Here is a 26,023-nt window from a genome sequence, read left to right as displayed (position 1 = left end):
ATGGTTGATCAGGATACCAATGAAGATCTCGACCAAGAACCGTTAGAGGAAAATCTGAACCCAGAAGAGGACCAACCTGTATCAGAAGAGGCTGAAACGGAACCAACCGCCGAAGAACCTGCGAGGCAATCGTCGCGGGAACCAAGACGCACCTCGCCTACTAAAGAGAAAAAACATCAAACTCGACAACAAGAAAAACCAGCAGATCGGTCAACTCAGCCTAATAAATTAGCTACTGCCGGAAAACGTCCAGCTAGTACTCCGAAAGTGGGGGGAGCGGGAGGTTGGAAAGGGAAAGCGGCTAATTTGGGCAAACAAGGTTTGCGTGGTGCTGGGCAGTTGGCGCGCGGTGCAGCTGGCCGGATGGGTGGTTCTTCACAAAATAATTCATCTGATCAACAAAATCAACCGGCCGAAAGCCCTCTGCAAAAAACCCAGCGGTTAGCGGGGCAGACTGCTAACAAAGTGAAGGAAGCTGCGGAAACAGCCAAAAGAATTATCGAAACGCCGCAAAAAATTCGCGAAGCAGCAGAGGCGGCCAAAAGAGCAGTGCAAATTGCCCAAAGAACAGTGCAAGTTGCCCAAAGAACAGTGCAAGTTGCTCAAAGAACAGTGCAAGTTGCCCAAAAAGCCATTGAGGTGAGTATTAGAATGGCACAAGCTGCGGCCCAAGCGGCGCAAGCGGTTTACCAAGCAGCCGTACAGGCTGCCCAGGTGGCTATTCATGCTATCACGGAGGCAGTGGTATTTTTGGTATCTAATCCGGTCGGCTGGGTAATTTTGATCATCATACTGATATTTGTCATTATCATCGGCATATTCACCTGTGGACGCAATGGCAATATGAGCGAGGCGGGTGGTTCGGTTAAAACTGAACTAGTAGCTCCGGCCAGCGAAGTCACACGAGACAGTGAAGGTAATATGATGGCAGTTAATAATGAGTTTATCCATAGTCTCCAAGAAAAAGTGACCAACGGCAGTTTGGTGATTTATAGTTCAGGTATAGGAGATTTAAACCAATGGAACTGCGGTACCAGCGGGCCGTGTACGCACACCTTGGATTACCGACTATTGCGTACCATCTCGTACTTGTCTGATCTCCATGATTATTTAAAGATCGGTTTGATTAAAACTAACTCTCCGCGCCAATCGCGCTACAAATTAGTTAAAAGTTTAGCTGCCTATAGTAGCGACGGAGAAGAGAGTACAGAGGAACTGGGAGCCTTCACCGCTTTTTCTGAAGGACAAGCCCTGGCGATTGTGGCAGTAGATCGCAGTCAAATTCCAGAGATGTCGGGACAACCTATCGAAATTAGTTGGCAAAGAACTCTGGCCGAAGCTGAGGTCCGGCCGCTTTGGGAAGAATTGGGTTATGTGGCGGGTTGGTTGGACACCACCATGGCTGACTACCGGGTTTTCTTGACTGATAAAAATCATGATCAAATTGTGGCAGCCTTGCAGAATGCCCCTCTCAATAAGCTGTTCTTTGTGCAGTATTTTCAATTTATCAACCGAGTTAAAAATTTATTAGATCGGGCTGCCGCTATAACTAAACTAGATGACCGTACTCAAGATTATCTATCCCAAGCCAATAATGTTTTTTCGAATCTCCAAAATGAAATTGGCCTGGATCCCAGCACTTTAAGCAATAGCCAAATAACAGCCCTGGTCGAAGCCTTAGGCACGCCTGAGGCTCTGAATAATTTACGACTTGGTATTGGCCAAGCGTATAAAGCTACTCAGGTTGCCAATATGGTGGGTTGGAATAAATCTATCGCTGCCGGAGGAAATTTAGAAATGTTAAAAGCTTATGAGGCTCGGAATAAAATTCGTTTAGTCATCAAAGAGCTGTTAGATATGCCGACTAAAATAGCTTTACGAGGAGAGTCTCGGCTTTTTGATAAGGATATGGTAGTTAAGCAAATTATTACCTATTCGCCCGAGGACGATCTGGATAATGGGCTGGATCGGTTGGATATCTTTCCTTCTGGCATTACTTCTGTGGGAGTAGGGGGGGTGGGTTTTGATGACACCATGAGAGATGGTATTCATAATGATTACGACGATCATTTTAGCCGTGCTCCTCTTGATAATGGCGTGTTCAGCAAGATGGGAGTTAATTTTATTTACAATATCGCCGATCTGGGAGTGACTACGCCAGCAGAATTTATTTTTACTGCTGATAATGGGGGAGAGATCTATCAAACACCCATCGCCGGAGAGTTGCTAGAATTGTGGGATGCCTTAGTCGGGGAAATTGGGGTGATTGACCCAGAGAAAGAATTAGCTAAAAAAGCCACTTACCAAGATTTTATCCAAGTGGGCTTTTGAGGACTTTTTTCTGTTACTTTCCCAAGGAAAGTAACCAAAGTCTCCGGACAGTCGTTTTTGCTGCGGTTCTAATAAAATATGGCTTTCCGTTCTCGCCGGTATAACCGGCTTCACAGCGCCAATTTTATTGAACCGTAACGCTCAAACTCCAATGCCCGGGTTGCAGACAAAAAATACATCCCTCCTTCAATGGCGGCTCTGGACTCCAAGAAGGGTTGGTACAACCCCTTTTTCAGGAGAGGTATATTGATGGTATTCTTAAATAGTCAGATACTTACCTTAATATAGGTGGATAGGTTATGAAATCAGCTTTGCTGATTTCCCTAAATTACAAACCGAAGCACGGAGTGCTGTTTGTAATTTGGAAAGGAGGAACAACGAAGCGGTAAAGTTTGCCAATCCTAATTGGCAAACTGCCGGAGCGGAGGCCGTTCCGACACGGTGAGGTACCCAAGAGGCTGAAGGGGCTGGTTTGCTAAACCGGTAGGGGGGAGAAATCCCCCGCGAGGGTTCGAATCCCTCCCTCACCGCCATGCACCGCTAGGGTGCATGGCGAGCCATAAACCCGAGTGGTTTATGGACGCCTGTAATTTTATGTATTACACATACGTATTAAAAAGCCAGAAAGATAATAAATTGTATATTGGTTATTCTACTGATTTGCAGAAACGGTTTCAGGAACACCAAAAGGGTTTAGTGAGATCAACAAAAGATCGCCGACCGTTTAAACTTATATTTTATGAAGCTTTCAAAGATAAGAGAGATGCCATAAGACGTGAAAGATACTTTAAGACAGATAAAGGTAAATCGTCACTAAAACAAATAATTAGATATTCTTTGATTAATCTGTAGTAGGGAGGTGTGGCCGAGTGGTTTATGGCGCTAGTCTTGAAAACTAGTTGAGGCGAGAGCCTCTCACAGGTTCGAACCCTGTCGCCTCCGCCAGTATAATGAAACAGTGGTTAACTTAAATTTATGAATGAACAAATACTAGGTAGTTTTATGCCCATCGAATGGGAATCAACAGAATTTGTGCCGTATAAAAAAGACTGGCGCTGGTATGTAATAGCTATTGTTTTAGCGGTATTTATCTTAGCTTATGCCATTTATGCCAAACAATGGTTGTTCGGAGTGACAGTAATTATTTTGTTGGTAGCCATTTTTATAGTAGATCGAGCGAAACCCAAGCTGCTAAAATGTCGGATAGATGCAGCCGGGCTAACCATTAATGAGCGCAAATTTACTTATGATCAATTAAAGTTGTTTTGGTTTCATCAAGCCGAGGGTAAGCTATACTTAAACTTGCTATCAACCTCTCGCATGCTTCCGCCTATCTCCCTGACTATACCGGCAGATTATCAAGACAGGTTGCGGATAGCTCTCAGTAAGATGTTACCGGAATCGGATACTAATAAGGATAATTTTGTAGATAAACTGGGTCGTATTCTCAAAATATAATTCAGAAAATATCATGCGCCCGTAGCTCAGGGGATAGAGCGTTCGGCTACGGACCGAAAGGCCAGGGGTTCAAATCCTCTCGGGCGCGCCAGAAAAGGATTTAGAAATAACTCACCCCTCTTAATAAGAGGGGTGAGTTGATAGGTTTAAGTTAACTTTAGATTTACTCTCCGCCGAGAGCACCCACCACTGTGTTGACAATCACGAAAGCTAAAGCGATGACGAATAAACCAATAATAGCATTGATGATAAGAGGTTTAGCTTTTTCAGCTCCTTTTTCCCCCCCGGTGATATAGACAAATCCACCATAGATAAGAAAAGCTACCGCGATAGCCCCAGCTATACCAGCGGCCCAGTTAGCCAGAAGTGTGATAATACTCTCAAGAGAACCGGTAGCAAAAGTAATCGGTTCTACACTCTGCGCCATTACCCGAGTGGGAGCCAATAATAATGTGCTAACTAAAACGGCGCGGCCCGCCACTTGGTACAGAAATTTTTTCATAACATACCTCCTTTTTATATCTAAATATCTATCAAGGTAATTATACAAGACATATCTTGCTCTCGGCAAGAGGTGACGGTGATTGATTAACCGAATAAGGTAATGACAGTATTGATAATCAACAACGCTAGCGCCATGATAATTAAGCCGAGAATAGCTGCTCCGATGGTTTTTTTACCTTCCTCAGGCCGATTTTGGATATAGAGCCAGCCCCCCCAAATGATAACTAGCGCAGCTAAAACTGCTCCGATGGGCAGTAGTTGCTCAGTTAAGAAATTCCAAACAGCCATCTTTAGGGCATTCATAAAATCAATTATGGTAGTGTCCATGGGTTTTTTATCGTTGGGGCACGGGTGAAGTCCGGGCGCGGTAGCTGCTTAAATCATTAATATCTCTAATGGCTGCACTCACTGCCACTTCGGCAGCCATGCGGTTATGCAACACGTTATTAACCATCTCGGTAAATATCTTTTCGATGTCCGATGAATTTTGTCTATACCAGGAGGCACACAGTTGGAGTTGTTCAGCCACTGGTCCATAATATTGCCTACCCTTGTAAGTATCGACAGATTCTTTAGTAGCGGGGACATGGTGAGTGGCGCTGAACAATTTGTTTAAATTGCTAGATTTAGTGACGACGTATTTAATAAAATCCCAGGCTTCATTGGGGTGCTTAGATGTCTTAGAAACCGTTTCACCCCAATAATTAGCTACTACAATGGGGTTTTCCAGTCGCAATTGAGGCAGAGGAGCAGTTTCGAAGTTGAGCCGCGTCGTCATAAATTTCTTAATGTATTCCACCTGGTAAGAGTAACCGATGAACATAGCTGCTTTGTGTTCCATAAAAGCTTGCACATCCTCAGGCAATTTCCGGGTACCGTCAGGATTTTTGGCATCAGTGTAGGTATAAAGAGGAGATTGGGGGTCAGCAAAACTAGTATAAAATTTGAGAGCCTCACTGCCGGGGTAAACCGGAGGATTAGAATTTGGCACCGGTAAATCAAAAGTAGCTTTAGTGCGGTCAGAGCTAGTCATTTCGCCGCCGTATTGCATGATGAGGTTAGCTAAGATTTCTGCAAAGCGAGGGATGCCATCCGCTACGCCGAAAGGTAAAGCCGATTGAATAATATTTCCATTGGCATCTTTTTTAGTCAATTTGGGAACAATTTCTACTAATTCCTGCCAAGTGCGCGGGGCTTTCTTGACTTTAGCGGCTGTAAACATATCTATGTTGTAATACAGCATCAAATTATCAATATAGTAGGGGACAGCGTAAATCTGGTTATTAGTCACAAAATCATCTACCACTACTTGCGGAAATCTTGCCTGGTAATCTTCCAGTGTCATTAAGCCGCTAGGCATGGGGGAGATTTGGTTGACCTGGTAAGGCAGCCAGTCATTATGAATCATAAAGATATCGGGGCCAGCTCCATCGGCGATCTGTTTAATGATATCTTGCTGATAGTCGTAAATTGTTTCTCCAGCTGGAAGGTTGACCTTTCGCACAACTATCTTAATATTCGGATGTTTTTCTTGATAAGAGGCGATGATTTCGTCTAAAGCAGTGCTATCATCAAACAAACGGACATACTCTAAAGTGATGGGAGTGGTTTGGTCGAGAGTAACTTTGCCACCGCTCCCGCCAGAACCGCCGCGACTGCACGCAGCCGCCCCCAAAATAAGCAGCAAACTAGACGCGAGTACAGCGTAGCTAAATATTTTTTTGTTCATAGTGATTTAATAAAATTTATTATTTCTTGTTTCAGATCCGGCTGATCGTTTATATAAGCCAAAGTAGTTTTTAAATAATTTAAGGGATCACCTGTAGTATACCATTGGCCATCTTTAACTTTATGGACAATAATTTTATCTTTTTGCAGCATTAACCTTAAAGCGTCAGTCAGCCAAAGTTCTCCACCTTTGCCTGTCGGGGTGTGGGCTAAGGCTGGGAAAATATCCGGAGTCAGCAGATAACGCCCGAATACTGCCAGGTTGGATTTGGTTTGTTGGGGCGTCGGCTTTTCAATGATGGTATTAATTTGGTCAGTGCCAGGGATTAATTCGGCAATGCCGTATTTACAGGCTTCGTTATGCGGTACTTCCTGTACGCCGACTACGGAACAATGATTTGCCTGGTAAGCCTTAATTAACTGAGCGCAGAATGATTGTTTGGATTTGACTAAATCATCTCCAAAAGCGTACACAAAAGGTTCGTTCTTAACTAGATTTTGTACGGCTAGCAGAGGGGCCCCATTACCATAACCATTTTTTTGGCGGACATAGATAAAATTGGCCAATTTATCAATCTTGCGAATTTCTTTTAATATTGATAACTTATTCTGTTCTTCGAGATGTTTTTCGATCTCTCGGGAACGGTCAAAGTGGTCTTCGACCGAACGCTTTTGCCAATTAGTCACTAAAATAATATCAGTGATTCCAGCGGCGGCCATTTCCTCAACGATATATTGAATAATCGGCTTATCAATAATAGGGAGCATTTCTTTGGGGGTGGCTTTTGTTACGGGCAAAAATCTGGTGCCAAACCCAGCAATAGCAATCACTCCTTTGGTGACTTTTGCGGAATCAAGTTTCATCTAATTTTGATAATACGAGTTTGCCGATGGCCCATAATGGGCAGGACAATCTTGAGAATCCCGTCAGCTAAAGAAGCTTTGGCGCCAGTCGGGTCAACCGATACTGGCAATTGGATTTCTCGGGCTAATGGGCCCCAATGGCATTCACGCACATAGTAATTGTCTAGTTTTTCTTCGGGAGTGTAATTATTCTTATGAATAAATAAGATATCATTATTGACTGTGATACTTATATCTTCATTTTTGGCTCCCACTAGAGGAGCTCGAATAATTAAATAATCTCCCTGGCGAGCAATGTCGACGGGTAGCTCTACCTCTTCGGATTCAGAAAATGTATTTATATCATCATCTTCCAAGGACTCCGATGATGAAGTAGATTGTGGCTGCCAGGGAACATGCATAGGTTTCATCGGTTCTCTTTAACTGATTAAATTATATCCCGATGAAGTCAGTTTGGCTAAGCAGTGATGTTATAATGTTTATACCGTGAACAAAACCAAACTAATTAAAGGTATAGGGGGATGGCTCGGAGCAATTTTAACAATTGCGCAAATTTTTAGCATACCTTTTCCTGGTCAAGCCGCTAATCTGTATGCGGCTAAATGGATCGATCAGCTGGAAGGTATGTCGGTTAAGCAGGGCGAGAGCGTAGAAGCCTGGGTGGATATTAAGAACACCGGCACAGCGACTTGGGAAAATTCTGGCCTGCATGCTGTCAAAATTGGCACGATTCGGCCCCAAGATCGCAAAAGCAAGCTCTATCACTCATCTTGGCTAAGTGATAACCGCATGGCTTCTTCGGTAGCGACCACGGTTGCTCCTGGTGAAGTGGGCAGATTCAATTTTACCATTACTGCTGAAGGGCCAGCTGGAAAATATCGTGAATATTTTGGTTTAGTGGCTGACGGAATCACCTGGTTTGATAAATTTTATTTTTATGTCGAAATCCAGATCCTTCCGGCTATTTATAAAACAAGTTTAGTGAGTCAATCAGGCAATATCACCCTGGCTCCCGGGGGAGAAGCAATGCTGTGGGTAGATTTGCGCAATGATGGCAACACCGCTTGGACAACGACCGGCAATAATGCCGTTAAATTAGGCACGGCTCAGCCGCTGGATCGTGTTAGTAATTTTTATGCAACTAGTTGGTTGAGTAATAACCGTGCTGCCGTGGCTGATAAAATAGTTAATCCGGGTGAAATCGGTCGGTTCAGTTTTACGGTGCGAGCACCGGATAAAATTGGTAAATATAAAGAATATTTTCGGCCCGTGGCAGAGGGAATTACCTGGATGAATGATGTGGGACTAGTTTGGGAAATCACTGTGAACGAAGAATTAGTCTTACAGAAGCCGATTTTAGTCGGACTAAGTTCCACGGACAGTTCTATCGCTGTGAGTAGCGATAACGGCATGGTCATTCGCCGGGGCAGCGATAAAGCTTTAGTGGTGCGGGCAGAAGCCGGGGTTAGCGCTACTGTTACGGCTCGGTCAGGTGGGTATGTGATTAATGCCAATGGGGTAACCTATGATGTCGGCGACTGGATCCGGTGTATCCCATTGCGTAGTTCCATTCTGACGGTGAACAACGAAAAGGTTAGTAGTCAATATAATAGATTCCGTGGTATTATCACAATTCGTCGCTCAGCGATGAGCGGGAATATTTGGATGGTGAACGAGGTGGAATTGGAAGACTATCTCAAGGGGTTAGCGGAAGTGCCGGATACCTGGCCACTGGAGGCTCGCAAAGCCCAAGTAATTGCCGCTAGGACATTTGCCGCCAAAAAACTCCAAGCTCCTCGCGCCGACATCTTTAATTTATACGACGATACCCGCGACCAAGTTTACTATGGTTATAATTATGAATTAAATAAACCCGGTATCACTGTGGCTGTGTCTGCTACCCCCGGCATGATCATTACATATAATAATGAGCCTATCTCGGCGTATTATTTTTCTGATAGCGGAGGAGCCACTGAAAATGTCGAAAATGCCTGGAGTAACGGTAATCCGCAGAAGGCCACCCCGTACCTTAAGGGAGTGGCTGACCCCTATGCCAAACCAATTTTATGGGAGGCTACTGTAGAACAGGCATATTTGATGGATTGCTTTTCTGGTCCGCTCACTAAAGCAGCTGCGATAGGTGAAACCATCGTGGATTTGGTAATCGATAATCGTTATCCATCCGGCCGCTTGAGCACACTGACACTGGTAACTAGCACTGGCAAACGCATCACGGTCACCACGGCTGTCTTTGAAGCCTCGATTGATACAGGTTATGTTAAAAGTACTAATTTTACTGTCGAGAAATTCGGAGCCGCTAATTCACCTACGTTTATTCTAAAAGGGAAAGGCTGGGGGCATGGCGTGGGTATGCCGCAATGGAGTGCTTATAATATGGCCAGCGCCGGTCAGACCTATGATCAAATTTTGAAATACTTTTACACAGGAGTTAATATCGGCGTGGCTTAAGGTAAGGTTATGGGAAGTCTACTCGACATCGTTTTCCCACCCCGGTGTGCTAGTTGCCATGCTCAAGGTGACTGGATTTGCTCTGTTTGTGCAAAGCGCATCGAAATTATTAAGACACCGATTTGTTATCATTGCCATCGTTTGTCGGCAGATTTTAAGGTGTGTGGTAAGTGTCGTCCGACCGGCGCAGCCAGTCGTTTAATAGTGTATGGTTATTGGCAATCACCATTAAAAGAATTAGTTTATAGTTTAAAATATCGCCGATTGCGACCACTGGTAAAAATTTTAGGTGGTTGGTTGGTAGAGACGATCAACCAAACTACAGCTACCACTGGTCTGGTGATTGTGCCGGTGCCGCTGCATCGGGGACGGCTCTGGGACAGGGGATTTAATCAAGCGCGTTTGCTCGCTGAAGTAGTGGCTCAACAAACCGGTTGGCCCTTGCTGCCAATCTTATTCCGGAAAAGATCTACCCAGCCGCAATTTGGTTTAAGTAAATCGGCTCGCCGAGATAATATTGAGGGAGCTTTTAGTATTAATGTTGCTCTCAGCCAAAATCTGGCCAATAAAACCGTAGTGCTAGTGGATGATATTGTGACTACTGGGGCAACTATAAATGAGTGCGCTAAAATCCTTCGCCAGAATGGCGCTCGGGATGTTTGGGGATTAGTGCTAGCGAAAGCCTAGATCCCCAAACCCATTTTTTGTTGGAGGATCTCGATCTTTTTGTTAGAGATTTTTTTGGCTTTTTTGGCTCCCGCTGTCAAAACCGTTTTGATATTGTCGGGATCTTGTCTAATTGCAGTCAACTTGGTTTGAAAATCAATTAGAAAAACAGCGACAGCTTCGGCTAAATCTTTTTTAAATTCGCCGTAACCTTTATTTTGATATTTGATTTCCAGGTCAGATATGGGTATATCGGTCAGGAGAGTATAGATGGTAAGTAGATTAGAAATGGCTGGTTTATTAGTAGAATCGAATTTAATTTCCGAACCAGAATCAGTCACGGCGCGCATAATTTTTTCTCGCGCGATTTCTGGAGTATCAGTCAAGGCAATATAGTTATTAGGACTGGCCGCTGATTTACTCATTTTTACGGTAGGATCATCCAAACCCATAATTCTAGCCCCAAATTTGGGCAACATCGGTTCTGGAATGACAAAAGTTTCGCCAAACCGGTTATTAAATCGGATAGCTAAATCCCGAGCCAGTTCGACATGTTGTTTTTGATCTTCTCCCACCGGGACTAAGTTAGTGTCGTACAGCAAGATATCGGCCGCCATTAAGACAGGATAATCGAACAATCCGACGGATACGTTAGGCTTGCCTTCCTGTTTTTCTTTAAATTGAGTCATCCGCGACATTTCGCCCATGGAAGCGATCGTATTTAGAAGCCAGGCTCCTTCGCTGTGGGCAGGCACTTGGGACTGGACAAACAAAACCACTTTTTTAGGATCTAGCCCAGCTGCCAAATAAATTGCTGCCATGTCTGATATTTGTTGGTGTAGTTTGGTCTGGTCTTGAGGGACAGTAATGGCATGCAGATCTACAATGCAAAAATAACATTTGTTTTTGTTCTGCAAATCGATCCATTGTTTAATGGCGCCAAAATAATTGCCGAGATGCAGAATGCCGGTGGGCTGAATGCCACTAAAAACCACTTTCTTCATATAAGACTAAAGTAACACAGTTTCAGGGGAGCGGTAAGATAAAGTAGGGTATACTAAAAGGTAATTATTAAAGATGAAAGTTAGCCAAGCCATAAAAAAATCAGTCTTGGTGCCGATAATTTTCTTTAGCTGGTTTAGGTTCCCTTTAACTTTGTCAGAATTAAAGCGGTATGCCTGGCAGCGGGAAATTGATGAAATAGAGCTCAAGGCAGCCATTAATGAATTACCCAAAATTAGCCGAGTGGGCGAGTTAGTTTGGCAGGGAGATTTATCTATTGGAGAACGCCTGGAGCGGATAGCTTTAGCCGATCGGTTGTGGGATAAAGTAAATAATTGGCGGTGGCTGTTTGGCTATATGCCATTTTTAGCTCAGGTTTATGTTACTAATACGCTAGCTTATAATAATGCCCACGCCAATAGCGATATTGATTTATTAGTAGTAGCTCAGCCAGAGCGGCTGTGGACTACGCGCGCTTGTTTGTTGGTGATGATGAACCTGTTTAAATTGCGCGTCCGTAGCCCCCAGAGGTGGGGCAAATTTTCCCCGGAATTTTTCTTAAGTACCCGGAGTTTAAATATTAATAAGCTAGCTATTGAGAAAGATTATTATTTGACTTATTGGTTAGCTGACTTGGTGCCAATTTGGCCGGATGGGGAACATCGGTCGCTGCGGCAGGCTAATCAATGGGTAAAATCAGTTTTGCCAGGAGCTTGGCGCAATCCGAAGCTGCGCCGTTTAAAATATCTCAAACCATCTGTTCTACGAAGGCTGATAGAAAAGATTTTATCTGGAAAATGGGGAGATCAATTCGAAGAATGGGCCTACACCAAACAGCGGCGAATTATTGATAAAAATATTCGTCGGCTCGGCACCAATCCCAGTGTTTTGTATAACCGAGATATAATTAAATTGCATTTTAATGATCGGCGGGCGCAAGTGCGCGACGTCATAGAACAGGCACTAGATGATCTCTTGGCAAAAAATAAATAGATTCCTACTGTGGTCGGCTTTTTTTGTGTTGCCGTGGCAGTTCCGCCATACATTAATATTTGCAGAACATCAGGGACAATTTTTTGAATACGCCTCCATCAGTATTTATTTATCGGATATTTTAATTATCCTAGTGTTATTAACTTGGTTTATCTTTGCCAAGAAAACTGAATTTAAAACGGGACCGGCTGTAATTTTTTGGCCCCTTACATTTCTAATCGTTTGGCTGTGGATTTCGGTGGGTTACGGTAATTCTATCACCGGCAACTGGGCGGTGGGGCTAAATAATGCCGCGCATTTTTCTTTATTTTATCTATTCTATATTTATTTAGTTAACGCAGTAAAAAACCTTTCCGATATTCTATTGCCTCTGGCCTGGGGGACTGGCTTGCAGGCAATCATTGCCATCGGCCAATATGGCCTAAATCGTTCTCTCGGCTTAAAATTTTTAGGCGAATCACCTCTGCAACCGGCTGAACTCGGCATCCCAGTGGTGCTGATTAACGGAGTAAGACATTTACGGGCGCACGGGACCTTGCCTCATGCCAATGTTTTGGGCGGTTATTTGGCCTTAGTTTTGCCCTGGCTGGGATTGATTTATCTTGGCGTAGTAAAAGCTATAAAACGGCCATGGATTTATTGGCTGATTTTAACAGTTGGCAGCGTGGCTTTGCTGTTCAGTTTTTCTCGTTCAGCTTGGTTGGCTATCGGCCTAACTTGCCTGGTAGTTATAATCTGGCGGTTGATTTCAGGTCGGCCGCGTTGGCAAGGGTGGGATGGGGGCTTAATCGCTATCGTTATGGTAATAGCGCTCAGCCAGTATCCGGCCCTGGTGTCTCGATTTCATCCAGAACAAACTGCCTTGGAACAGGGATCGGTCACTGCTCGGATTGACCAGCTGCAACAAGCTAAATTAGTCTATGATAAATATCCGCTTACAGGAGTAGGCGTGGGGCAATACACTATTTATTTGCTTCAACAAGATACTAATAAATTGGGCTGGCAATATAATTCTAAGTTGTCGAGTTGGGTATATAATCTTAGCCGCCAGATCTGGGACTATCAGCCGGTCCATAACATTTTTCTGTTAGTTTTAGCAGAGCTGGGTTGGGTAGGAGAAGTTTTGTTTATTGTTCTGTTGGGCGGTCTAATCTGGGTCAGTGGGAGTCTGTTTAAGCTGGGCCGAAGTTTATTGGGGGTAGTGGCTCTGAGTTCAGTAACCGCTATTGTTATCCTGGGTTTGTTTGATCATTATCTTTGGACTTTACAACCAGGTCGGCTTATACTATTTTTAACTATCGGGATCATAGCTGTGTTATATCAGAATAAAAATAAGGAAATAGCCAATGAATGAAACTATAGATAATATTTCTTCGCCCCCTTCAGGGCCATCACTAGAGGAACCAACTCCTGTTGATCCGATTTCGGCTATTCCGCCTATTCATTCTAGCCACACAGCACTTGAAGCGGATATTAAAGTGTTTGCGGCGTTGAGTTACTTCTCAATATTATTTGTAGTGCCTTGGGTTGTCAAAAAAGATAATTCGTTTGTTGCCTTTCATATCAAAAGGGGAATGGTTTTATTCGCTGCCGAATTGATTGCTTGGTTTATTCTTTGGTTGATCGAATCGTTTTTAATCGCTCTATTTTCTATGCCAGCTGCCATAGTGGTAGTTTGGCTGTATAAACTAATTTGGTTATTGTTCGCTGTGGTCAGTGTGGCGGGAGTATATTGGGCTATAACTGGCAAAGAAAAATCCCTACCCTGGGTAGAGGTGTTTGCCAAAAACATCAAGCTCTAATTGCTAGTCGGCCAGTTAGATTAGGTCGTAAGTTTCTTGGAACTGGGGCTGATGATTCTTAAATTTAAGCTGCTGGCTGATTTTGGTAGCCAAGATTTGCCGCGAATCGTCATCGCCATGCGTGATCAACACTGTCGGCTGGGTTTTAAAGCCATTTAGCCAAGTAAGCAAACCTTTTTGGTCAGCATGTGAAGAAAATGACTCGATGCCGAACACCCGGGCGCGAATGTTGGCAAATTCATGGTACAACTCGATATGTTTGGCGCCATCTAAGATTTTGCGTCCAGGCGTGCCTGGGACCTGATAGCCGGTAAAGATAATTTGGTTATCTGGATTACTGGCGTGATGCACGATATGATACGGTACGCGGCCAGCATCGACCATACCGGATCCCGCGATAATTACAGCCGCTTCTTGTAAATTATTCAACTGCTTCGATTCTTCTTTGGTGGAAATAAGTCGGAAATTTGGAAAGTCGAATAGATCGGGATCGGTCTTAAGATAGGCCTGAAAGTCTTGATCAAATAAATCAGTATATTTTTTATAAACCGCTGTAATTTCTGTAGCTAAAGGACTGTCTAAAATCACCGGGATATTAGGGAATCTTCCCTGGTTTTTTAGAAGATTAAAAGTGTACAAGAGATCCTGAGTTCGCTCCAGAGCAAAAGCGGGAATAATAATTTGAGCGTGATGCTTTTGGGCAAAAATAGCCGCATTTTGCAGGTCTTCCTCCCGCGAAACTATGGGAGTGTGCAGGCGATTTCCGTAGGTTGATTCGCACACAACATAGTTTGCTTCTGGAATAGTGGCCGGGTCATTCAAGATAGGCACCGGACTGTTGCCGAGATCTCCGGAAAAAACTATTTTTTTATCTTCTAGCCAAAGCTCCGCTATAGCGGAACCCAAAATATGTCCAGCATCCTGCAAACAGAGTTTGACTTGGGGATTAATTTCAAATTCAGTTCGGTAATCTAACTTACGAAATAACTTGATGGCATTAATGGCATCCTGGCGGTTAAACAAGATGTCTAATTGGTCTTCCCGGACGCCGTGTTCTTGAATTTGGGCGGCATCCGTCAAAATAATTTTAGCTAAATCAGCTGTAGCTGGCGTGCAATAAATCTTGCCCCGGAAGCCTTCGCGGTAGAGTTTAGGGATCCGCCCGCAATGGTCTAAATGAGCATGAGTGAGCACCATAAAATCAATGTCTTGGGGGTTGAAGGCAAAAGGTTGATAATTGCGCTGTTGATTTTCCCAGTCGCCTTGGAATAACCCACAATCCACCAATAATTTAGTCGCACCACAAGTAACCAAATAATTAGAGCCAGTAACAGTGCCGCAAGCCCCTAGAAATTGAATAGAAATATTCATATCCCTAGTATAGCTTGATAAGATAGAGATTGTCAGCTATTGTATGAACGATCCCTCCGTCATCCTGAACTGACAAAGTCTTCCTTGCTTTGTCATCCTGAGCGGAGGAACGTCAGACGTTCCGGAGTCGAAGGATCTAATTATGATTCAGGATCTCCAGTAAAATTATCATATGGGCCGTTAGCTTAGCCTGGTAGAGCGCTTGCATGGCATGCAAGAGGTCACCGGTTCGAATCCGGTACGGTCCACCAAAACGGAAAATTCCTGTGAGGGAGTTTTTTGTGTTTTTGGTGAAAGTATCGGGTGAGAGCCGGGGAGAGGTTCACTCGTGAGCCGTTGAATTTATCCTACGGTATCACAGTACGTACTGTGATACCAACAAAAAAGACATTTTTAATAAGAAATATTCCTTTCTACCAGGAGGCCTGTAAAATAGTTGTGACAAACGGCATATCTAGAAGACATCGCTGAGTTTGCTATAATAAACTATCACTACTCCAGATTGGCTGTAGTGTCCTTTTCAAATTAACTCAAATTAAATTCCGAGGAGGAATTCATTATGGACGGTCAATGGGACATATATGACAATATTTCCCCGATCGATTATCGGTATTGGAAACAGAAGGTGGCGGAATATCTGTCTGAGAGAGCCTTTATCAAATATAAACTTTTGGTAGAACTGGCTCTTATCACGGTACTCTGTCGCTGGAAGATCTGCCCTCCCGAAGCAGTTGATCAGGTTAAGTCTGCTTGCGACAAAGTGACTGCACCAGATGTTTACGCTGAAGAAAAGCGAATTGGTCACGACATTCGAGCACTGGTCAACTGCATCCGGAAGTGGATCGCTGATACAATTAAACGATTTGTTCACATGACGGCTACTTCGTTTGATATCTCGGACACAGCTAATGCTGCTCGGTATCGCGACGTAGTCATGAATGTGCTGGTACCATCTCTGGTTAAACTTGAGCAGGTGCTGATGACTTTAGCGCTGGAAACCGCTAATGTTCGCCAAATCGGCCGGACTCACGGCCAACATGCCAACCCGATTACCTTTGGCTTTGCTATTACGTCCTATGTCTCTCGTTTAGGCGAGTGTATAGAGATGTTAAAAGATCGAGCCAAAGCGTTGAGAGGGAAGTTCTCTGGAGCAGTCGGGGCCTACAATGCATCTGGATTATTTTTCGATGATCCAGAACAATTTGAGACCGAGGTGTTGGCGGAAATGGACTTATTGCCAGCGGAGTGCTCCACTCAGGTGGTGCCTCCAGAGGGCTTAATTCGTCTCATGACCGAAGTCACTATTGCTGCCGGCATTATGGCTAATCTGTCTGATGACATGCGCCACCTCCAACGTTCCGAAATTGGTGAAATCGGTGAAGAGTTCCAAAGCGATCAGGTTGGGTCATCAACTATGCCTCAAAAGCAGAATCCCATCAATTTCGAGAATGTAAAGAGCTGTTGGAAAATTGTGGTGGCTCGGATTATCACTGTGTTTATGGATCAGATCAGTGAACACCAGCGAGATCTCACCAATTCAGCATCAGCTCGCATCAATGGTGAAACTATCGCCTATGTAGTTGCGATGGCCGATCGATTATCTAACACAATGGCGAAAATGCGAGTGAATAAGGGGAATATGGATCGGAATTTAGCTATGAGCCGAAACCTCGGCGCTGCCGAACCGCTCTATATTATTCTGTCTTATCTTGGTCATCCTGATGCCCATGAAAAAGTCAGACAGCTCACACTCATCGCCCAACAAAACCGCAGTACACTTGAGGCAGTGGCTTTGGCTGATCCGGAAGTGGAGCCTTATTTCAAAGATATGACACAGCATCAGAGGAGTATTATCTCTGACCCCACACAATATATCGGTATTGCTCCTGATAAAGCCGGAAAAGTGTGCCGCAATTGGCAGAAACGCTTGCTCGCCTAAACCCATTCGGTTAAAACAGTCCACCCAACCCCGCATTTCGCGGGGTTGTTTTTTATCATCCAGCACCGAATCAGGTTTGTGTTAAAATTAAACTGCTCCTATGGGGGTATTATTTAATAGTATGGCAGAGATAAAAGAGAAATACGATCACCAAAAATTAGATGCCAAATGGCAGGCATATTGGGAAAAACATAAAATTTTTGCGACTAATGAAACCGGCGAAAAAAAATATGTTTTGGATATGTTTCCATATCCTTCCGGCGAGGGTCTGCATGTAGGACATCCGGAAGGGTATATCGCCAGCGACATTACCAGCCACTATTATCGACTGAAGGGTTTTAATGTATTACATCCGATGGGGTTTGATGCTTTTGGATTGCCGGCGGAAAACGCGGCCATCAAAAAAGGCATTCCGCCAGCCGAAAATACAGCTAAAAATATTCAACGGTTCAAAGAACAGCTCAATATGCTCGGGTTTTCTTATGATTGGAGTCGACAGGTAGTTACCTCCGATCCCGAGTATTACAAATGGACTCAATGGCTGTTTCTGGAACTATATAAAAATGGTTTAGCTTATCAAAAAGAAGCATTTGTAAATTGGTGTCCGAATGACAAAACCGTACTGGCCAATGAGCAGGTAGTGGGGGGCTGCTGCGAGCGCTGCGGTACCGCCGTAGTGCAAGAAAAACGCAAACAATGGTTCTTTAAGATCACTGATTTTGCCGAGGATTTGTTAAACGGATTAGACAAATTGGATTGGCCAGACAGTACCAAGGAAATTCAACGCAATTGGATCGGAAAGAAACAGGGTATCGATATCACCTATCCAATTGAAGGAACCAACGAAACGATAGTGTGCTTTACGACTAGGCCAGATACTAACTTTGGCGCCACATTTGTAGTGTTAGCGCCCGAACACCCGTTGGTTAAAAAAGTTATGGATGAGGAAATTATTCCTCAGGGTGAATCATATGTCCAGGCAGTTCGAGATTATTATCAACAAGCGCTTTCTAAAACAGAACTTGAGCGTCTGGAAGAAGGTAAAAAGAAAACAGGTGTATTCACGGGCTTCTTCGCGATCAATAACCTTAATAACAAACGTCTTCCGATCTGGGTTTCTGATTTTGTCTTAGCCGGCTTTGGTACCGGAGCTGTAGTGGGTGTTCCTGGTCACGATATGCGGGATTTTGAATTCGCTAAAGAATTCGATTTACCTATTGTGCGTGTTGTTATAGGTACAGATGGCGATATTTCTCCTATTGAACGTGCCGAGCAAGTACAAGAAAAGAATGGAACCATGATCAATTCAGAATTTCTTAATGGTTTGCCTATCCACGAAGCTACTCAAAGAATTATGGAGTGGTTAGAAGAGAAAGGACAAGGCAAGATTACCGTTAAATATCGGTTGCGGGATTGGCTAATAAGCCGTCAACGCTATTGGGGAGCGCCCATTCCCATTCTGTATGACAAAAATGATCAGCCGATTCCTGTTAAAGAGAAAGATTTACCGGTAATGCTCCCGACTGATGTGGAATTTCGTCCGACCGGAGAGTCGCCTTTAACTTATTCGGAAGCATTTAAAAAACTGCCAGTTGGATATCCGGAAGCGGTACGGCGCGAATACGATACCCTAGACACTTTCGTGTGCTCGTCGTGGTATTATTTGCGCTACGCAGATCCTAAAAATGCCAAAGAGTTTACCGGCAAAGAGGAGCTCGCACATTGGCTACCGGTGGATGTTTATGTGGGAGGAGCGGAACACGCTACGGGCCATTTAATTTTCGCCAGATTTATCACCAAAGTTTTACATAAACTGGGCTATATCGATTTTAATGAACCTTTCTTAAAGTTGCGCCATCAAGGCATGATTTTGGGGGAAAATGGCGAAAAAATGAGCAAATCTAAAGGCAATGTGATAAATCCCGATGAAGTGGTGGAAGGATTTGGCGCTGATGCTCTCCGGATGTACGAAATGTTTATGGGTCCGTTTGACCAGGCCAAGCCCTGGAGCACTGCCGGGATCGAGGGAATTAAGAAATTTCTAGACCGGGTTTACCGCTTAGTCCAGGAAAGGGTAAAATTATCTCAAGATAATAGCAAAGAGGGCGACCTCCATCGTCTGATCATAAAAATTACCGGTGATATCGAAGAATTTCATTTCAATACAGCGGTGAGCGCTTTTATGATCTTTGTGAATAGTGCTATCGAAGATGGTGCAAGTACTAATTGGCTAGAAGACTTTGTAATTTTACTAGCCCCGTTTGCACCGCATTTGGCGGAGGAACTCTGGCAAAACATACTAAAGAAACCAGATAGCGTATTTAAGGCTAAATGGCCCGGAGCAGACCCGGCTAAGGCCAAGTTAGATAAAGTGATTATCATTGTCCAAGAACAAGGGAAAAAACGGGGGAGTCTGGAGGTTCCTGCGGGAGCCGATGAAGCCGTGGTGATCAACTTACTCAAGCAAGACGCTAAACTGGCTGGTTTTGCAGAAAAGTCGCAGTATAAGTTTGTACCGGATAAAATTATTAATTTCTACTAAACATGGAAGACGACATCATAGATCAATCCTCTCCCGAACAAGAGATTGAACAAGAAGAAATAATTATCGAGAAAGAGTGGGATCGCATCGAGAAATTGTTGGCTCAGAAACACCAAGCTTCCTTAAATATGGCGATAGTGGAAGCCGATAAACTATTTCGGGAGGTGTTGGGGATTATTAGTTTTGGCGAAACGGTGAATGAGGCAATCCAAAATTCAGCCAATCTTTTCTCGAATATGAAAGGATTGTTGGAAGCACGCAAAGTTTACGAGGATATTGTAGAAGTACCAGGATTTTTCACGGATTTAAAAACAGCCCAAGAGGCTACGGCTATCTATCTTCGATCCATCTTGGATATGATGGGCAAAGATTATCGCGAGAAAAGCAGTTGGCAGGTATTTATTAACGAGCTGGTCTATTTTAGCGAATCACATCCACATTTAATTCGGGATATCTTTCTGGGTATCCTGATTTTTTTGATCGGGGTTTGGTTTTTGTCCGGAACAACTTGGGGCCAATATTTAGTTGGTATTGCCGTGGGGATTACCCAGTTTATTCTTACTTGGGCTTGGGGATTTGTCATTGTTTTAGGGGCAATCTTAGTTGTTGTTTTGGTTAGCTGGTTATTCTTTGAGCGGCGCAAGCGGTAGGGCGGAGAAGTGATTAATTTGTTAGAATAAAAAGTACGTCGGAGCGTAGTTTTAGGGTAGGAGGAAAATTGATCCATTTACATGTACACAGTCATTACAGCCTACTGGATGGCTTAACTAAGATTCCAGATTTGGTAGCTGCTGCGAAAGCCCAAGGCGCCACGGCTTTGGCATTGACCGATCACGGGGTGATGTATGGCATTATCGAGTTTTATATGGAATGCCAAAAAGCCGGGATCAAGCCAATTTTGGGTTGCGAGGTTTATATGGCTAAAGGAAGTTTGGAAGAGAAAGTTGCTACTCCAGGCAGAAAAGGTTATTTTCATCTCACTCTCCTGGCCAAAAACTACACTGGCTATCTCAATCTTCTAACTATCACTACCAAAGCCCATGTCGATGGCTATTATTACCGTCCCCGGATTGACCATGATTTTTTGGCGCAACATGCGGAAGGGTTAGTGGCTATGTCAGGGTGCCTGGCCGGAGAAGTTTCCCAGGCTATTTTAGAAGATCGGTTAGAAGATGCTAAGAAGATTGCCCAGTGGCACAAAGGTCTGTTTGGTGAAGATTATTACCTGGAAGTGATGCCATTTAGTATGCCCGAACAAATTAAAGCCAATGCGGCCATCAAGACTATTGCCAAAGAGTTGCACATCCCGCTGGTAGCTACTTGTGATGCGCATTATCTGCGGCCGGAAGATGCTGAGGCGCAAGATGTGCTTCTGTGTGTGCAAACAGGGGCGCTGCTGGCCGATGAAAACCGTTTTAATATGCATGCCGATGTGTTTGATTTTAAACATCCCGACGTGGTTAAAGCAGCCTTTTTGGATGTACCGGAAGCAGTTGAGAATACAGAAAAAATTGCCGAGAAATGCAATGTGAAATTAGAATTAGGGAAAATCATTCTACCAAAATTTGATTTACCTTCCGGCGAAACCTCCGACAAAGAGTATCTGGATAAATTAGTGAGAATCGGTATTAATAAAAGATTTGGCGATCATCCTACTCAGGATATTTTAGATCGCATTACGTACGAGTTGGGCGTGATCAATCAAATGAATTACGAATCATATTTTTTGGTAGTCGAAGACTTAATCAGGTGGGCCAGGGACCATGGCGTGGTAGTGGGTCCGGGACGAGGAAGCGGAGCGGCCAGCATGGTGTCGTATGTGCTGTATATTACCGACCTCAACCCGTTGGAATATGGTTTATTTTTCGAACGGTTCTTAAATCCGGAACGTATCAGCATGCCAGATTTTGATATCGATTTTGCCGATGACAGACGGGAGGAAGTTATCCGCTATGTGGTGGAAAAATATGGTGAAAATCGCGTGGCGCAAATTGTTACTTTTGGTACTATGGCCTCACGAGCGGCCATCCGGGACACCGGACGGGTATTGGGGTTTGTTTATAACGACGTTGATCATATTGCTAAGTTGATTCCGTTTGGTTTAAGCTTGGACGAAGCCGTGGCGGCAGTCGATGAACTAAAAAAACTTTATAATGCGGACCCGAAAATAAAGCGCTTAATTGATCTATCCAAGAAGCTAGAAGGAGTAGTGCGACATACTTCTACACATGCGGCGGGAGTGGTAATTGGGGACAAGGAACTGGTTAATTACGCCCCTTTACAGAGAGCCGTGAAAGGGGAAGTGTCCTTAGTTACCCAATACTCGATGGGGCCCATTGAAAAACTCGGGCTTTTGAAAATTGATTTTTTGGGATTAAAGAACCTCACTATTATCAAAAATGCTTTGCGTATTATTCGGAAGACCAGAGAAGAACATATTATTATTGAACAAATCCTATTCAATGACGCGGCTACCTATAATTTATTAAGCCGCGGTGAAACCGTGGGTGTATTCCAATTTGAAAGTGAAGGGATGCGGCGTAATCTTCAAGAATTAAAGCCTTCCGTTTTGGGTGACTTAATTGCTATGGTAGCGCTGTACCGGCCCGGCCCCATATCGCTCATCCCGGATTTTATTGATCGGAAGCATGGGCGGAAAAAAATTGAGTATTTACATCCTAAGTTGGAACCGATTCTCAAAGCAACTTATGGGATTGCTGTATATCAGGAACAGGTATTACAAATTGCTCGAGATCTGTGTGGGTTTAGTTTGGGAGAAGCTGATGTGTTGCGCAAGGCGATCGGCAAAAAGAAAAAAGAGATGTTGTTTGAACAGCAGATGAAGTTTGTTAAAGGAGCTGTGGATAATGGCATTGATCACAAAGTTGCCGAGCAGTTGTTTGAATTCGTGAAGCCGTTTGCCGATTATGGTTTCAACAAAGCGCACGCGGCCTCTTACGCAGTGATTGCTTATTGGACCGCTTATCTAAAAGTGCATTATCCCAATGAATTCTTAGCGGCCTTGCTCACTTCCGACCAAACTGATTTAGACAAAGTGGCTAAAGATATTGCGGAAGCCGAGCGCTTCGGCATTAAAGTGTTGCCACCGTCAGTGAATGAAAGCTTTATAGATTTTGCGGTAGTGAAAGAAACTGGCAATATCCGGTTTGGGCTCAATGTGATTAAAAATGTTGGTCGCAAAGTCTCGGAAATTATTGAGGAAGAGCGTCAACAGAAGGGTGGTTATGCTAGTTTAACTGATTTTCTCACGCGCGTGCCCAAAGAAGGCTTAAACAAAAAAGTTTTAGAGTCATTAGCTAAAGCCGGGGCTTTAGAAGATTTTGGTGACCGCAAACAATTGCTCAATAATGTGGACACCATGGTAGATTTTGTGAGCAGTGTGCATAAAGATCACAGCCTAAATCAGATCGGTATTTTTGGGGAAGAAATAATGCAAAAACCCACTTTCAGTTTGCGAGACAGCGAATTATCTACCGAAAGAGAAAGACTGGCTTGGGAAAAAGAACTCTTGGGCACCTTTGTGTCCAAACACCCCTTAAAAGAAATGATGCCTAAGCTAAAAGGCAGATTCAAGGAAATAAATTCTTTAAACAATTCTTCGGACAATAAAAAAATCAAAGTGGCGGGAATTGTTACTAAAGTACAAAAAGTGAATACGCGCAATCGCGAGCCGATGGCTTTTATGCGATTGGAAGAATTAAGCGGCAGCCTGGAAGTTATTATTTTTCCGAACCTGATGAATAGTCACGGAGAGTTGTTGAAGACAGACAAGATTTTATTAGTCGAAGGCAAAGTCAATGTTAAGGATCGAGTGTCGGAAGAAGGGGACGAATTGATTGTTCATAGCGAAGCTAAATTGGTGGCGGATAGTCTGGTAGAAATTACTGATGAATATCTGGCTCAATTATTGCAAACACCTTTAATTACCGAAATACCGGTCCCAACTCTACGCCCGTTTCAATTTAGAGGGGATAATCTATTAATTAAAGTCCCGCGCGGTTTTGATGGAGAGAAATTAAAGACCCTGAAAGGAATATTGGAAAAATATCCCGGCGGGGTTAACGTAGAGTTAGAAGTTTTTGCCCAAGGGCAGTGGCAAAAACTCAAGACGACGACAAAAACTGCCCAAGTTAAAGAGCTCGAACAAGAGCTCGAGACAGTGTTAGCCTAGAGTACCTTGATAACCTGAAAGGAGGTGATCTATATGAGGTGCTGGTTTTGGATTTGCAGCCTAAGTTTAGGACTGTTGTTTGGTTGTGACGGAAATAATTCTGCCACATCTGGCGTGCCGGGGTTATATCTTTGGTCGCGTCAGCCAGCTCATTCGGCGCCGAAGGTGATTCTTTTCATCCACGGGCGTCGGGGAATTGTGCCGGATCAAGCCACTTTGGAAGAGCTGTTTTCTTTTAAGCTAGATAACCTCGACCTGTTGGGCGAGGAACAATTTGGCTGTCGAACATCAAAGTTGGCCAAATTTTGGTTGTATGAGTATAATTCTCAGCAACCAGTTGATCAGATTGCTGCAGACCTGGCAGCTGCCATTCGCGCTAATGCCGAACTCTCTAGTAGCCAGATTGCCGTCGTCGCTTATAGCGAGGGCGGAGTCGTGGCTTGGTTGCTGGATCAAAATTACGAAGGGCTGATTAGTGGAGGTGTTCTTTTGGGAGCGCCTTTACTCTCCACACCCTTGGCGCATCCCGATGTGCGTAATGCCGCTATTCAAGAAGTTGTTCCCAACGATCTACAGGAATATGCGATTTCTGTGTTCGACTCAGAAGTGCTAAGCACGGAATTTCTCCAACCTCTTTATTTTGAGGACTGTGAGGCCAAAAGCGACTTGGCTATGTTTGCTGGCCGAATTGACCCCCTTAATTCTCGGCACATTTCAGCTAACCTAATTATGGGCTACAGTACACGGTTGAATCATCAGCAACCCACAAGGGAAGCAGCTAAACTGGCGGCTCTGTTAATTCAGCACTCCGTTTGGGATTACACAACTGATTGCCAATTTCCCAGTGGCTACGAAGAAGATTGGTGCCACGAAAGCGATGGGGTTGTCCCTGTGGCTTCTGCGCTCTGGGGAACAGGTAGGTACTATCGGATTTGGCCGGATTATAATCATTACGATTTACTAACCGGCCAAGGAGCGAGGGATTTGGATCAAGCCACTCTCGAACATTTAGATCGGGTGTTGCATCTGGCACCAGAATTTCCAGAAGATTCCAGTATTCCATCTCTGCCTGAGATTAGTATTTTTTCTGCTCAACCTTTGGCTGAGGCAAGATTTGCCTATGTTTTGAACGGCCAACTGATTTTGGCTGATGCAGCTTGGCAGTCTCTGACAACTATTTCGACGGAGGGAGTTAGTTCCTTCCCGCGATTTAGTTCAGATGGATCTAACTTAGTTTGGACCCAAACGGTAACTAATGAATCCGGTATCTATCTTCTTAAAGATACCGATGCCGTTGCTACCGCCATCGCCTCCGGGTATTACGCCGACTTTTCACCGAATGGGGATTGGTTAGTCTATCAAAGCAGTGACGAGTTGCGTATTATGTCGTTATCTGCCGATCAGCCAGAACAATGCGTGATAAAAGGAGTGGATTTAATTTGTCCGCCGCTTTGGGTCACCCAAGGCTTGGTGGGCAAAATTTATTTTGTCAGCCGATCTGCTAATGGAACAACCGATCTGTATGTGGTGAGCCCTCGAGTGCGCGATCGGGAGTTATCGCCTGTGGATATAGTTGTGGCTAACTGCACCTCTATATTCTTGGCTCGAGGGATGATCAATGGCATAGTAGCTGGTAGCGGTACCGTTCTTACTCCACGATTTGATCTTGTGTCCAATAGTCTATTAACCAATTTCTCTTGTGAATTTCAAAATGACGCGGAAGCTCCTCTTTTTTCCTGGGATAAATTGGATTTTATGATTAACACGCCTGATCCTGTACCGGTCAGAGCTGTTACGCTGGATCAAGCTGATAATTTTGCCTTATATGTGGAAACTGATTTAGGTATCCAGTTATTTAGCGTTACGGTTGATATAGGGTGGAAGGGGGTTTATTGCGAAGATCCGCGCTGGGATGAAGTTTGTCCTGGTGCCCATCAATTGGATATTAACCCTACCGTTGACTAACAGGCCGGTTTAACTGATCTTTTCCAAATTTTACACTGGTTCTGCAAGGATTCCAGTCAGATATAAAATAAAATCCGCCGATGAATAACCGGCGGATTTTTCTTTACTAGAACAGTTTTATTTGTTATCTTGGTCTTACTTGGCGGCAACAAGCTGCCTGTACATTCAATCTCAACCTATCTATACGGAGGAACAAA

The 26,023-nt window shown here is 44.0% G+C and carries 20 protein-coding genes and 4 tRNA genes; 17 read left to right on the top strand and 7 right to left on the bottom strand.

From position 1 onward, the window contains the following. The 6 genes from WC805_02340 to WC805_02315 all read left to right on the top strand — a co-directional run bounded on the left by WC805_02340 (window position 1) and on the right by WC805_02315 (window position 3,880). Window positions 1-2,331, top strand: coding sequence for a hypothetical protein (locus tag WC805_02340; GenBank protein MFA5967327.1), 2,331 nt, complete (start codon window positions 1-3; stop codon window positions 2,329-2,331). A 440-nt stretch (window positions 2,332-2,771) separates the two neighbouring features. After that, window positions 2,772-2,864 (top strand) — tRNA-Ser (locus WC805_02335). A 16-nt stretch (window positions 2,865-2,880) separates the two neighbouring features. Continuing rightward, entirely contained in the window at window positions 2,881-3,183 is a 303-nt protein-coding gene (locus WC805_02330) for a GIY-YIG nuclease family protein (GenBank protein ID MFA5967326.1), read from the top strand. Between the two features lie 3 nt (window positions 3,184-3,186). Further along, window positions 3,187-3,276: transfer RNA gene (locus tag WC805_02325), tRNA-Ser, on the top strand. A 30-nt stretch (window positions 3,277-3,306) separates the two neighbouring features. Further along, on the top strand, window positions 3,307-3,789 hold the full coding sequence (locus tag WC805_02320) for a hypothetical protein (GenBank protein MFA5967325.1): 483 nt from the start codon (window positions 3,307-3,309) through the stop codon (window positions 3,787-3,789). A gap of 15 nt (window positions 3,790-3,804) precedes the next feature. Next, a tRNA-Arg gene (locus WC805_02315) sits at window positions 3,805-3,880 on the top strand. Between the two features lie 72 nt (window positions 3,881-3,952). Here WC805_02315 and WC805_02310 read toward each other — a convergent pair. The 5 genes from WC805_02310 to WC805_02290 all read right to left on the bottom strand — a co-directional run bounded on the left by WC805_02310 (window position 3,953) and on the right by WC805_02290 (window position 7,295). Further along, window positions 3,953-4,291: a hypothetical protein gene (locus WC805_02310; GenBank protein ID MFA5967324.1), complete on the bottom strand. Its 339-nt coding sequence runs from the start codon at window positions 4,289-4,291 to the stop codon at window positions 3,953-3,955. An 86-nt stretch (window positions 4,292-4,377) separates the two neighbouring features. Further along, window positions 4,378-4,620: a hypothetical protein gene (locus tag WC805_02305; GenBank protein MFA5967323.1), complete on the bottom strand. Its 243-nt coding sequence runs from the start codon at window positions 4,618-4,620 to the stop codon at window positions 4,378-4,380. Between the two features lie 7 nt (window positions 4,621-4,627). Beyond that, window positions 4,628-6,022, bottom strand: coding sequence for an extracellular solute-binding protein (locus tag WC805_02300; GenBank protein MFA5967322.1), 1,395 nt, complete (start codon window positions 6,020-6,022; stop codon window positions 4,628-4,630). Then, on the bottom strand, window positions 6,019-6,885 hold the full coding sequence (locus WC805_02295) for a UTP--glucose-1-phosphate uridylyltransferase (protein MFA5967321.1): 867 nt from the start codon (window positions 6,883-6,885) through the stop codon (window positions 6,019-6,021). Before WC805_02295 ends, WC805_02300 begins: the two co-directional genes overlap by 4 nt. Then, on the bottom strand, window positions 6,882-7,295 hold the full coding sequence (locus tag WC805_02290; GenBank protein MFA5967320.1) for an Hsp20/alpha crystallin family protein: 414 nt from the start codon (window positions 7,293-7,295) through the stop codon (window positions 6,882-6,884). Before WC805_02290 ends, WC805_02295 begins: the two co-directional genes overlap by 4 nt. A gap of 76 nt (window positions 7,296-7,371) precedes the next feature. Here WC805_02290 and WC805_02285 point away from each other — a divergent pair, with 76 nt between their 5' ends. Both WC805_02285 and WC805_02280 read left to right on the top strand, forming a co-directional pair. Beyond that, window positions 7,372-9,354 carry a SpoIID/LytB domain-containing protein gene (locus WC805_02285; GenBank protein MFA5967319.1) on the top strand — a complete coding sequence of 661 codons (1,983 nt, stop codon included), beginning with the start codon at window positions 7,372-7,374 and terminating at the stop codon, window positions 9,352-9,354. Between the two features lie 9 nt (window positions 9,355-9,363). Continuing rightward, window positions 9,364-10,041 (top strand): ComF family protein, encoded by a 678-nt coding sequence (locus WC805_02280; GenBank protein ID MFA5967318.1) that lies wholly within the window; start codon window positions 9,364-9,366, stop codon window positions 10,039-10,041. On the opposite strand, the gene trpS is transcribed toward WC805_02280, so the two are convergent. Next, a complete protein-coding gene (gene trpS / locus WC805_02275) occupies window positions 10,038-11,024 on the bottom strand; it encodes a tryptophan--tRNA ligase (protein MFA5967317.1) in 987 nt (328 codons plus the stop codon). The genes WC805_02280 and trpS overlap by 4 nt on opposite strands. 73 nt (window positions 11,025-11,097) lie before the next feature. Here trpS and WC805_02270 point away from each other — a divergent pair, with 73 nt between their 5' ends. From WC805_02270 to WC805_02260, 3 genes are read left to right on the top strand one after another with little or no spacing between them, the layout of a single operon-like run. Further along, a complete protein-coding gene (locus tag WC805_02270) occupies window positions 11,098-12,015 on the top strand; it encodes a hypothetical protein (GenBank protein ID MFA5967316.1) in 918 nt (305 codons plus the stop codon). After that, window positions 11,990-13,369: an O-antigen ligase family protein gene (locus tag WC805_02265; protein ID MFA5967315.1), complete on the top strand. Its 1,380-nt coding sequence runs from the start codon at window positions 11,990-11,992 to the stop codon at window positions 13,367-13,369. Before WC805_02270 ends, WC805_02265 begins: the two co-directional genes overlap by 26 nt. Beyond that, a complete protein-coding gene (locus WC805_02260; GenBank protein MFA5967314.1) occupies window positions 13,362-13,817 on the top strand; it encodes a hypothetical protein in 456 nt (151 codons plus the stop codon). Before WC805_02265 ends, WC805_02260 begins: the two co-directional genes overlap by 8 nt. Before the next feature lie 15 nt (window positions 13,818-13,832). Here WC805_02260 and WC805_02255 read toward each other — a convergent pair whose 3' ends face one another. Then, window positions 13,833-15,188: an MBL fold metallo-hydrolase gene (locus tag WC805_02255; protein ID MFA5967313.1), complete on the bottom strand. Its 1,356-nt coding sequence runs from the start codon at window positions 15,186-15,188 to the stop codon at window positions 13,833-13,835. Window positions 15,189-15,362: 174 nt separating this feature from the next. On the opposite strand from WC805_02255, the gene WC805_02250 reads away from it, so the two are divergent. From WC805_02250 to WC805_02225, 6 genes are all read left to right on the top strand, one after another. Continuing rightward, window positions 15,363-15,439, top strand: a tRNA-Ala gene (locus WC805_02250). A gap of 308 nt (window positions 15,440-15,747) precedes the next feature. After that, the gene (locus WC805_02245; protein MFA5967312.1) at window positions 15,748-17,127 is read left to right on the top strand and encodes a lyase family protein; all 1,380 of its coding nucleotides are present in this window, start codon (window positions 15,748-15,750) and stop codon (window positions 17,125-17,127) included. Window positions 17,128-17,248: 121 nt separating this feature from the next. Continuing rightward, on the top strand, window positions 17,249-19,669 hold the full coding sequence (gene leuS, locus WC805_02240) for a leucine--tRNA ligase (protein ID MFA5967311.1): 2,421 nt from the start codon (window positions 17,249-17,251) through the stop codon (window positions 19,667-19,669). Between the two features lie 2 nt (window positions 19,670-19,671). After that, window positions 19,672-20,319, top strand: coding sequence for a hypothetical protein (locus WC805_02235; GenBank protein MFA5967310.1), 648 nt, complete (start codon window positions 19,672-19,674; stop codon window positions 20,317-20,319). Between the two features lie 68 nt (window positions 20,320-20,387). Next, window positions 20,388-23,861 carry a DNA polymerase III subunit alpha gene (locus tag WC805_02230; protein MFA5967309.1) on the top strand — a complete coding sequence of 1,158 codons (3,474 nt, stop codon included), beginning with the start codon at window positions 20,388-20,390 and terminating at the stop codon, window positions 23,859-23,861. A gap of 33 nt (window positions 23,862-23,894) precedes the next feature. After that, entirely contained in the window at window positions 23,895-25,826 is a 1,932-nt protein-coding gene (locus tag WC805_02225) for a hypothetical protein (GenBank protein ID MFA5967308.1), read from the top strand. Window positions 25,827-26,023 lie beyond the last annotated feature (197 nt).

The organism is Patescibacteria group bacterium, from assembly GCA_041659905.1.
Lineage (GTDB): Bacteria > Patescibacteriota > Kazan-3B-28 > Kazan-3B-28 > UBA10110 > UBA10110.
The sequence above is the reverse complement of the archived record's forward strand: the minus strand, read 5'-3'. Positions and strand labels throughout refer to the sequence as shown.